Annotated in this window: 7 protein-coding genes and 2 pseudogenes; all 9 read right to left on the bottom strand. The window is 63.6% G+C overall.

Annotated elements, in window-relative coordinates; all coding sequences use genetic code 11:
• A pseudogene (locus EOA27_RS42090) lies at window positions 1–126 on the bottom strand (ABC transporter ATP-binding protein); the annotation flags it as partial.
• 10 nt (window positions 127–136) lie between these two features.
• On the bottom strand, window positions 137–1057 hold the full coding sequence (gene nikC / locus EOA27_RS12270; RefSeq protein WP_126079437.1) for a nickel transporter permease: 921 nt from the start codon (window positions 1055–1057) through the stop codon (window positions 137–139).
• A complete protein-coding gene (locus EOA27_RS12265; protein WP_126079438.1) occupies window positions 1054–2121 on the bottom strand; it encodes an ABC transporter permease in 1068 nt (355 codons plus the stop codon). Before EOA27_RS12265 ends, nikC begins: the two co-directional genes overlap by 4 nt.
• Before the next feature lie 16 nt (window positions 2122–2137).
• Window positions 2138–3769, bottom strand: a complete 1632-nt coding sequence (locus tag EOA27_RS12260; protein ID WP_126079439.1) for an ABC transporter substrate-binding protein — start codon at window positions 3767–3769, stop codon at window positions 2138–2140.
• A 266-nt stretch (window positions 3770–4035) separates the two neighbouring features.
• Complete coding sequence (locus tag EOA27_RS12255; protein ID WP_245467351.1) at window positions 4036–5313, bottom strand: lytic murein transglycosylase; 1278 nt, start codon at window positions 5311–5313, stop codon at window positions 4036–4038.
• A 79-nt stretch (window positions 5314–5392) separates the two neighbouring features.
• Complete coding sequence (gene recR, locus EOA27_RS12250; RefSeq protein WP_126079441.1) at window positions 5393–5998, bottom strand: recombination mediator RecR; 606 nt, start codon at window positions 5996–5998, stop codon at window positions 5393–5395.
• A gap of 99 nt (window positions 5999–6097) precedes the next feature.
• The gene (locus EOA27_RS12245; RefSeq protein WP_126079442.1) at window positions 6098–7093 is read right to left on the bottom strand and encodes a cell wall hydrolase; all 996 of its coding nucleotides are present in this window, start codon (window positions 7091–7093) and stop codon (window positions 6098–6100) included.
• Window positions 7094–7308: 215 nt separating this feature from the next.
• The gene (locus EOA27_RS12240; RefSeq protein ID WP_112127993.1) at window positions 7309–7632 is read right to left on the bottom strand and encodes a YbaB/EbfC family nucleoid-associated protein; all 324 of its coding nucleotides are present in this window, start codon (window positions 7630–7632) and stop codon (window positions 7309–7311) included.
• 23 nt (window positions 7633–7655) lie between these two features.
• Window positions 7656–8234 (bottom strand): annotated as a pseudogene (locus EOA27_RS12235) (DNA polymerase III subunit gamma/tau); the annotation flags it as partial.

Raw genomic sequence — 8234 nt, 5'->3', positions numbered from 1 at the left:
TTCGCCGACGATGCCGAGACGCTCGCGGCCGAGCGAGAAGGAAACGCCGCGCACCGCTTGCACGAGACCGGTGCGGGTCGGGAAGGTGACGCGCAGATCGTCGACTTCGAGGAGCGTGTCGCTCATTGGTCACCGCTCATTGGTCGCCACTCCGGGGATCAAGCGCGTCGCGCAGGCCGTCGCCAAGCAGGTTGAAGCCGAGGCTGACGATAAGGATCGCGGCACCGGGGGCCGCGGCCACCCACCACTGGTCGAGGATGAAGCGGCGGCCGGACGCAATCATCGCGCCCCATTCGGGCAGCGGCGGCTGCGCGCCGAGGCCGAGGAAGCCGAGGCCGGCGGCGGTCAGGATGATGCCCGCCATGTCCAGCGTCACCCGGATGATCAGCGAGGAGATGCAGAGCGGCATGATGTGGCGCAGCACGATGCGGACAGGCGAGGCGCCCATCAGTTGCACCGCCTTGATGTAATCGGAGTTGCGCACCGTCAGCGTTTCGGCGCGGGCGATGCGCGCATAGGGCGGCCAGGAGGTGATTGCGATCGCCAGCACCGCATTCTCGATGCCTGGGCCGAGCGCGGCCACGAAGGCGAGCGCCAGCACCAGCTTCGGAAAGGCAAGGAAGATGTCGGTGACGCGCATCAGGATCGTGTCGGTCCAGCCGCCGGCGTAACCGGCGACGGTACCGACCAAAAGGCCGATGGGCGCGGCGATGATGGCGACGAGGATGACCACATAAAGGGTCCAGCGCGCGCCGTAGACGATGCGCGAATAGATGTCGCGGCCAAGGTCGTCGGTGCCGAACCAATGCGCGGCGCTCGGCGCCAGCAGGCGGGCGTTCTTCAGATCGCCGACAGTCGGCGAATAGGGCGCCAGCACATCGGCAAAAGCCGCGACCACCAGCAGCGCGATGATGATGAGCATGCCGACCAGCGCCAGCCGGTTGGCGGAAAAACGCCGCCAGGACACATAGGCGCGGCCGAGCCTTGCCTGCAGGCGCGATGCCGGCCGGTCGCTGAGCAGCCATTCGCGCCTGGATTGGATGGTTTCAGCGCTCATCCGATCTTCGTCCTCGGATCGAGCAGCCGGTAGAGCAGATCGGACAGGAGGTTGATGGCGATGAACACCGAGCCGATGGCGATGGTGCCGCCGAGCACGGCATTCATGTCGGCATTCTGCAGCGAATTGGTGATGTAGAGGCCGATGCCCGGCCAGGAGAAGACGGTCTCGGTCAGCACCGAGCCTTCGAGCAGGTTTGCATAGGAAAGCGCGATCACGGTGACCATGGGCACGGCGGCATTGCGCAGCGCATGGCCCCAGATGACGCGCGTCTCCGACAGGCCCTTGGCACGCGCCGCGACGACATATTCCTGCGCCAGCTCGTTCAGCATGAAGGAGCGGGTCATGCGGCTGATATAGGCGAGCGACAGATAGCCGAGCAGCGCGGCCGGCAGGACGATATGACGCCAGGCGTCGTGGAAGACGTCCCACTGCCCCTGGATCGCGGCATCGAGCAGGTAGAAGCCGGTGATCGGCGTGAAGGTGTATTCATAGACGACGTCGAGCCGCGCCGGGAAAGCGATCCATTGCAGCTTGGCGTAGAACAGCACCAGGCCGAGCAGTCCCAGCCAGAAGATCGGCACGGAATAGCCGATGAGGCCGACGACGCGGGCGATCTGGTCGATCAGGCTGCCGCGCTTGACAGCGGCCAGCACCCCGAGCGGCACGCCGATGACGGCACCGATGATCGTGCCCAGCGTCGCCAACTCGATGGTCGCCGGAAAGACGCGGCGGATATCGGACATCACCGGATTGGTGGTCAGCACCGAGGTGCCGAAGTCGCCCCTCAGCGCTGCTTTGACATAGATGTAGAACTGCTCGATCCAGGGCAGGTCGAGCCCCATCTCGCGGCGCGTGCGCTCGACGACGGCGGTCGGCGCGCGATCGCCGAGGACAGCCAGCACCGGATCGATCGGTATGACGCGGCCGATGAAGAAGGTCACCGCGAGCAGGCCGAGATAGGTCGTCACCGCGACGACCAGGAAGCGGCCGAGCGAGGATAGAATGGCGACGGCGCGGGCGCTGCCGCGCCCTGCCGCCGCCTGGTTTTCAGCTACGCTCACGGGGCGTCCGAGGACGCTATTCCTTCGAGACCGGACCGACGAAGTTGGTGTCGAAGCTCGGGCCGAGCGCGAAGCCCTTGAGGTTCTTGCGCAGCCCCGCCACTTCCAGCTGCTGGTGGATGATGACGAAGGGGCTGGTGTCGAGGATCTTCTGCTGCAGATCCTTGTACATGTCGGCGCGCTTGGCCGAATCCTTTTCCAGAAGCGCCGCCTCGGTCTGCTTGGTCAGGTCCGGGATGTCCCAGGCATTGCGCCAGGCCAATGTCTTGATCTTGGCGGCGTCGGAATTGTCCGGATTGGAGGCGAAGGTCTGCGCGTTCGAATTGGGATCGAAATAGTCCTGGCCCCAGTTGCCGATATAGATGTCGTGGTTGCGGGCGCGATATTTGGTAAGCGTCTGCTTACCATCGCCTGGGATGATCTCCAACTGGATGCCGGCCTGGCCGAGCGTCTGCTGGATCGATTCCGCCATCCCGGTGGTCGGCTGGCCGGTGCGAACGTCCATCGTCACCTTGAAACCATCCGCCAGGCCGGCCTTGGCGAGCAATTCCTTGGCCTTGGCGACGTCGAGCTTGAACGGGTTGTCGTCGATCGCGCCAAGGTCGCCCTTGGGCAGGAAGGACTGGTGGATCTCGCCGATGCCCTTGAGGATGGTGGTGCTCAGTGCGTCATAGTCGACCAGATATTTGAACGCCTGGCGAACTTCCGGCTTGGCGAGGTTCGGATTCTTCTGGTTAAGGCTGATGTAATAGACCGTGCCCTTCGGCGCGCTGGTGGTGGTGAGGTCGGCATTCTTGGCGATGGCGTCGAGATCGTTCGGCTCGAGGTTGCGGGCGACGTCGATATCGCCCGCCTCCAACGCCAGGCGCTGCGCCGAGCTTTCCTTCATGTTGCGGTAGATGACGCGCGCGAGCTTGGCCTTCTCGCCATTGTAATTGTCATTGCGCTCCAGAACGACGGCTTCGTTGGCGCGCCATTCGCGCAACTTGTATTGGCCTGAACCGGCATAGCCGGTCTTCAGCCAGGCGTTGCCGAAGTCGTTATCCCATTTGTAGTCCGCGCTCGGCGTGACGGCGGCGACATGCTCCTTGACCAGCTTCGAGTCCACGACGGAGGCGACAGTGGCGGACAGGCAGTTGAGCACGAAGCTCGGCGCGTAAGCCTTGTCGACGACGAACTGGAAGGTGGTGTCATCGACCGCCTTGGCCTTCTCGGCGACATTGTCGCCGCTGATGCCGAACTGGTTGATGATGAAGGCCGGGCTCTTGTCGAGCTTGATGGCGCGCTCGAAGGAATAGGCGACATCGGCGGCGGTGATCGGATTGCCGGACGCGAACTTCATGCCTGGCTTGAGCTTGAAGGTGTAGGTCAGGCCGTCGTCGGACACCGTCCAGCTCTCGGCGAGGTCGGGCTTGACCTTCGAGGTGTCGCTGAGATCGAGGCGGACCAGCAGATCATAGGTGTTGCCGGTGACCTCGGCGGTCGACAGCTCGAACGCCTCGCCCGGATCCATCGAGATGATGTCGTCGATGGCGAAGCCTTCGACCAGCGTGTCGGCGGGCGTGACGGCGAAGGCAGGCGTCGCGAGCAGCGCGGTCATCGCCACACCTGCAAGCAAGCTACGGACGGCAAACTTTTCCAGCATCATGATGATCGTTCCCTGTTCTTGTTGACCTGAGTTCCCGGCTCAGGGCGTATTGTTCTTGGCAAGGCCGGCAACGGCTTTGACCGCTTACCGTCGTGTTTTTTGTCCAGTTGGTCAACTCCCTATTCGATCCCGTCCGCTCGGCCGCATGGATTTTTACCAGGCGGCATATCGGACCAAATGGGCAGCGATCCGTCGACCCATGCGCCGGCTAATTGCAGCCGCCGGTCGAGAAAAATCTGCCTGTGTTCGAGCCCTGGAAGTCGCCGCTATTTCAACTGCGCGACCAAGCCTGCATCTGGAAAGCAGGTGGCGGGCTTGCCGTTCTTGGCCTGCCAGACGCCGATCGAGCGGCGCGTCTTGAAGCCGGGCAGGCCGTCGGCGCTGCCGACGTCGTAGCCCTTGGCTTCCAGCGCCCGCTGCAAGGCGGCGATGTCGGAGCGGTGCAGATCGCCGACCGGCCCCCAACTGCCGGCAAAGGTGGCGTCGCCCTTGGCGATGCGGTCGGCGGCATGGCCGATGAACAGGCCGTAGAGATCGCTGTTGTTGTATTGCTTGATGACATAGAAGTTCGGCGTGACGATGAAGGCAGGTCCGCTGCGCCCGGCCGGCATCAGCAGAAGGCCCTCAGCCTTCAATTCGCTTGCCTGAAACGCCTTGTTGTCGGCACGCCTGATGCCCATCGCCACCCAGTCGGATACCTTCTTGCCCTGGTCGGGTCCTTCGAGCGCACAGGAAACGTTTGCCGGCACGGTCACCTCGACGCCCCAGCCGCGCCCCCTCAGCCAGCCATAGTGGACGAGGTAGTTGGCGATCGAGGCGAGCACGTCGGGCGTCGAATTCCAGATGTCGGGCCGGCCATCGCCGTCGAAGTCAACGGCGTGCTTGAGGAACGAGGTTGGCATGAATTGCGGCTGGCCGAGCGCGCCGGCCCAGGACGATTTCATCGCATTGACCGGCGCCAGCCCGCGCTCGACGATGTCGAGCGCCGCCAGCACCTCCGTGCGGAAGAAGTCTTTCTTGGTCGACATGAACGCCTTGGTGCCCAGCACCTCGAAGGCATCGTAAGGCATCTTGGCCGCGCCGAAGCCGGTCTCGCGGCCCCAGATCGCCAGCACGATCTCACCGGGCACGCCGTAGCGCTTCTCGATCAGCCCGAGCACTCTTGAATTGGCGCTCTCGCGCGCCCGCCCGCCCGTGGTGACGGCGCGGATGATCTTCTCGGCGAAATAGTTGGCTGGCGGACCGAACTCGGCCTGGTGCTGCTTCTCAGGTGTCGTGGGCTTTTCGCCGGGCAGGACGAGATCTGGCAGCTTGAGGTTCGGCTTCACGCCAAGGAAGGCCTCGTCGAAGGTCTTTTTCGAGATGCCCTTGGATTTGGCTTCGGGCCAGAGATCGGTTCGAAGCCAGGCTTGGAACTGGTCGTCGATGGGGGCGGCACGGGTGGGAGTGGTGAGAATGAGGCTGAATATTGCGAGCAGAAGAAATGCGAGGCTGTATTTGGAAAAGCCTCGTTCTGTCGCCCCCCTCTCTGTCCTGCCGGACAGTCCGGCAGGACAGAGAGGGGGCCCTGGCGCTAACTTCGAAGGATTTATTCCAGTCATTCCCCGCCCCTTCGCAGTCCCCTCAAAATGCCGTTCTCGATCGCAGCGCCGCGGCCAGCGTTCCTTCGTCGAGATAATCCAGCTCGCCGCCGACCGGCACGCCATGCGCCAGCCTCGTCACCTTCACATCGAAGCCCGACAACTGATCCGTCAAATAATGCGCGGTCGTCTGCCCCTCGACGGTGGCGTTGACCGCAAGGATGACTTCCTTCACCTCGCCACCGGCGACGCGGTCGACCAAAGAGCGGATGTTGAGCTGGTCGGGACCGATGCCGTCGAGCGGCGACAGCGTGCCGCCGAGCACATGGTAGCGCACGTTCATGGCGGCCGCGCGCTCCAGCGCCCAGAGGTCGGAGACATCCTCGACGACGATCAGCGTGCCGGCGTCGCGGCGTGGATCGGTGCAGATCATGCAAGGGTCGGAGGTGTCGACATTGCCGCAGGTCGAGCAGATGCGCACCTTGTCGACCGCCTCGCCCATGGCGGCGGCCAAAGGCTCGAGCAGCTGCTCCTTCTTCTTGATGAGATGGAGCGCGGCGCGCCTGGCCGAGCGCGGCCCAAGCCCCGGCACCTTGGCCAGGAGCTGGATCAGGCGTTCGATTTCCGGACCGGCGATTCTCTTCGACATCGCCTTGATCTAGGATTTTTCCGAGCGGTTTGGAACAGCCGCAACGACACAGGCCCCGCCATGCTGCCATGACGGGCCCTGCGTCGGATGCAATCGGGTTCAGTTGGTTTCGAGCGGCCGGTCCTGGCTGACGATCATCGCGCCGATGGCGTCGGTGTTCTCAGGCGTCGACCGGAAGCCCATCGCCGCTTCCTGCGTCGCTTTGGGCACCGAGGTGATGTAACGGCCCTTGAGCGTGCCGCCGAAACGCGAGGCGTCCGGTTCGGCCATCTGTTCCTGCATCGCCACGACCGTCGGCTTCTGCGCGAGGCGGCCGGACTTCGCGGAAGGGACGGATGGTGCTGCGGAAGCCGTCACATAGGTCTCTTCGGCCGGAACGATTGCCGCCTTGGCCGGAAGCGTCGGTTCGGCCGCATCGGTCGCGACCTGCTTGGCCGGATCCTGCCGTACGATCGTCTTGACCACCGGCTCGGCGGAGGCCATCAGCACGGGAGCGGTTGGATCAATCTTCTGCTGTTTGTCGGAGGCCATGGCGACCATCGGCTCATCCGGCAGCGGCTGCCAATTGCGGCCGCGCTTCTCATAGAAGGCGTTGCCCCCGGCCACCATCGTGTAATGCATGTTCTTGTAGGGGAAGCGCAGGCCGGCGGTGTGGAAATACATCGTGTTCTTGAGCTTGGCCTTGCGCTCGCCTCTCAGCACCGCATCGGCGGCTGCCTCGACATCGGGCAGCGCCCTGGAATTCATCGGCCGCGTCAGAACGCCCGGCGCGAACTGGCCCTTCTCGCCGACGACGTCGCAGATGGTGCTGCCATGCTGGCCTGAACGCAGACGGTTCATCACGACCGTGCCGACAGCGATCATGCCATCGCGGCTCGACCGGTTCGATTCGAAGAACATCGCCCTTTGCAGGCATTCCTTGTCCTTCAGCGAGTGGCTGGAGGAACGCGTGAGGAAGCTCGGCGTCAGCGCATCGGTCAGTCCCGACACCGACATGCCATGGGAGGAAGTGGTCTGGCTGCAGCCGGCCAGGAGCAAGGGGGAAGTGACGATGCCGATAAGCAGCAGCGGCGTCTTCCATCGCTTCGCGATCACCAAAAAAGCCTCATGTCCAAGATGCCAGCCCGCCCCGAGATGTGGCAGGAATGAGACTCTTTCAGGCAAAAAGATGGCTAGAGGGTTAGCAATTTCTGGACTTGGGTAAAACTTTATGAAAGCCGCGAAATGAGCCCGTGAGCATTGCCGGCAAAATGGGTAATATTGCCGTCCGGACTCGATTTCCGTTCATAATCAATTAACTGGAGGCTGCCTCAGAACGGCAATTTCATTCCAGGGGGAATCGGCAGGCCCGCCGTCAACGCCTTGGTCTTCTCCTGCATGACCTGCTCGACCTTACTTTTGGCGTCATTGTGGGCGGCCAGGATGAGGTCCTCGAGGATCTCGGCTTCGTCCGCCTTGATCAGCGACGGATCGATCTTCAGCGCCTTCATCTCGAACTTGCCGGTGAGCGTGATGCTGACCAGGCCGCCGCCAGCCTGGCCGGTGGCTTCAAGCGTGGCGATCTCGTCCTGCATGGCCTGGAACTTGGCCTGCATTTCCTTCGCCTTGCCCATCAGGCCGAGAAGATCTTTCATCGGGGTGGTCCTCTAAGATTGTTTCAGATTTCGTCGTCGTCGGACGCAGGCTCGACCGGAACTTCGGCTTCGGCCTCTTCCACGTCCGGCACATCCGGAATGCGCACGTCGATGATCTTGGCGCCCGGGAAGCGAGCAAGGATGGCCGCGACAGTCGGATCCGCCTTGGCGTCGGAGAAGGCGTTCTCGCGCTTGGTCGTCTCCATCTCGGCCAGTGTCTGGCCGCCCTCTTCCTTCGACAGCGACACCAGCCAGTTGCGGCCGGTCCAGGCGCGCAGCTTGGAGGTCAGGTCGTTGAGCAGCATCTTCGGCGCGTCGTCGGTCAGGGTGACGTCGAGACGACCGGGCTCGATGCGCACCGGCCGCACGTAACGCTTCAGTTGCACCTTGAAGGCGATGTCGCGATTGGCGTCGGCGAGCGCGACGATGTCGGCCAGCGATTTCACCGGAACGACGGGCGCTTCGGCGACCGGCGCCGGTTGCGGAACGTAGGCCTCCGGCACAGGCTGCGCCTCGACCAGCCGCATCGTCTGGGCGCCGCCATTTGAACTGGGGATCCGCGCCTGCGCCACGGCACCGGCGCCGCCGCCATTGCCTGGATT

The organism is Mesorhizobium sp. M2A.F.Ca.ET.037.01.1.1 (assembly GCF_003998075.1).
Lineage (GTDB): Bacteria > Pseudomonadota > Alphaproteobacteria > Rhizobiales > Rhizobiaceae > Mesorhizobium.
The sequence above is the reverse complement of the archived record's forward strand: the minus strand, read 5'-3'. Positions and strand labels throughout refer to the sequence as shown.